This is a genomic window from Achromobacter sp., assembly GCF_036567245.1.
Taxonomy (GTDB): domain Bacteria; phylum Pseudomonadota; class Gammaproteobacteria; order Burkholderiales; family Burkholderiaceae_B; genus Achromobacter.
In genome coordinates, this window is record NZ_DATCUY010000438.1 from 1 (window position 1) to 1,760 (window position 1,760).

The window sequence follows — 1,760 nt, forward strand, 5'->3', positions numbered from 1 at the left end:
CCCATCGGCTCCGCCGTCGCAAGCGCCTGCGTGGCCAGATTCAGCGCGGCGAAACACAGGCCCCACACGAGTCGCAGCGGTAGCAGTGCCCAGAATCCCGAGAGCGTGGCGTAGCCGAGTGCGCAGAATGCAGCGGCGACCACGGCCAGGGTGCAGGTCGGCCGGTCGCCGTGACGGGCATAGAAACGCGCCACCCAGCCATAGCCGGCGATGCGCACCAGCCGATTGGCCGCGAGCAACAGTCCGGCTTCCGCCAGTGTGACGCCGAAGGCCGCGCCGTACATCGGTAGCAGCAGGTAGAGCACGGTGTCGCCGGGGAGCGTGGCGCCGAGTGCGATGGCGCCGTGCCGTGAATCGCGATCGGCGGCCGTGATGGATGCAGGAGAAGCAGTGGGCCGGGACGATGACATGGCACGCATGGTGCGCCGCGCTGGCGACCGCCGACAAACGACATCGACGGGTGGGTACGCGTGCAAAAATCTCACACATGCCGCCGCCCCTACCGCCCCTACCGCCCCTACCGCGCCTACCGCGCCTACCGCCCCTCCATGCCGTGCGCGCCTTCGTGGCGGCGGCGCGCCATCAAAGCTTCACGCGGGCGGCCGTGGAGCTGCACGTGACGCACGGCGCGGTGAGCCGGCAGGTCAAGGCGCTGGAAACCCACCTGGGCGTGGCGCTTTTCGAGCGCCTCACGCGGCAGGTCGTTCTCACGGCGGAAGGCCAGGCCTTCTTCGCCAGCGCGGCGGCAGCGCTGTCGCAGATCGGCGCCGCGGCGACCGCGCTCATGGCGCGCGCGCCGGTACGGGCGGTGCGCATCAATGTGCGGCCCTCGTTCGCGGTGCGCTGGCTGATTCCGCGCCTTCCGGCCTTCGTTGCCCAGTACCCGGGCATCGAACCGCAGGTCGTGACCAGCACCGCCGTGCCGTCCAAAGCGGTCGACGGGTTCGACGTAGCCATCCGGCGTGGGCTCCAGGGCTGGCCGCCTTCGATCGAGGTCAAGCCCTTCCTGGAGGACGAGGTGCAGGTGGTCGGCGCGCCCTCTCTGTTCGAGTTGCGGGGTGTGGGCGCGCCGCCGGCGCTGGCGGCGCACGTGCTGCTATCGGCCCGCACCCGCAAGAGCGACTGGGACGACTGGCAGCGCGCGGTCGGCCTCGTGCGCCTCAAGCCGGCCGGGCGGCTGCAATTCGATCATCTGCACCTCGTGCTGCAGGCCGCGCTCGACGGCCTGGGGGTCGCGATGGGCCCGACCTCCCTGGTCGCGCAGGACCTTGCACAGGGTCGCTTGCTGTCACCGCTGCCGCATCTGCGCATGCCGCTGGAACGCTACTACTACGGGCTCGCGCCGGACGCCAGGCCCGAGGCGCAGTTCTTCACCGAATGGTTGGAAGACACCAGGCGTGCCGGCCTCTGAATGGCGCGGCCGGTCGGCATCGGGAACAATGCCGTCGCGGTTGGGTCGTCAGCGTGCGTCGCGCCGCGCCAGCAGCAGATCGCCGCCGGTCGTCTTGAACGCAATGGTGGGTGCGCTGAAGTCGCTCAGCGGTGCTCCCAGGCCGATCTCGCCACTGCCGTGCAGCACGCATTCGTCACGCCGCAAGGCGATCTCGCCGCTGACACCGGCGCTGCCGTGGAAGCGGACCCAGGTCCCATAGGTGCTGACGTCCACCAGCACGCAACTGCCCTGCCGCGCCTCGATGCGCGCGTGCAGGCGGGAGACGCGCGGATCGTTCACCACGAACTGCGCTTCGTCCACGCGGCCC

Annotated in this window: 2 protein-coding genes and 1 pseudogene; 1 reads left to right on the forward strand and 2 read right to left on the reverse strand. The window is 70.5% G+C overall.

Going from position 1 to position 1,760, the window contains the following annotated elements; translation table 11 throughout:
- Positions 1 to 419, reverse strand: a pseudogene (locus VIR09_RS18915) (MFS transporter); the annotation flags it as partial.
- 68 nt (positions 420 to 487) lie between these two features.
- Between VIR09_RS18915 and VIR09_RS18920 the strand changes: the two are divergent.
- Complete coding sequence (locus tag VIR09_RS18920) at positions 488 to 1,411, forward strand: LysR substrate-binding domain-containing protein (RefSeq protein WP_332014263.1); 924 nt, start codon at positions 488 to 490, stop codon at positions 1,409 to 1,411.
- 48 nt (positions 1,412 to 1,459) lie between these two features.
- On the opposite strand, the gene VIR09_RS18925 is transcribed toward VIR09_RS18920, so the two are convergent.
- Positions 1,460 to 1,760, reverse strand: a 301-nt coding sequence (locus tag VIR09_RS18925; protein ID WP_332014264.1) for an FHA domain-containing protein, incomplete at its 5' end; no start/stop codon positions are given.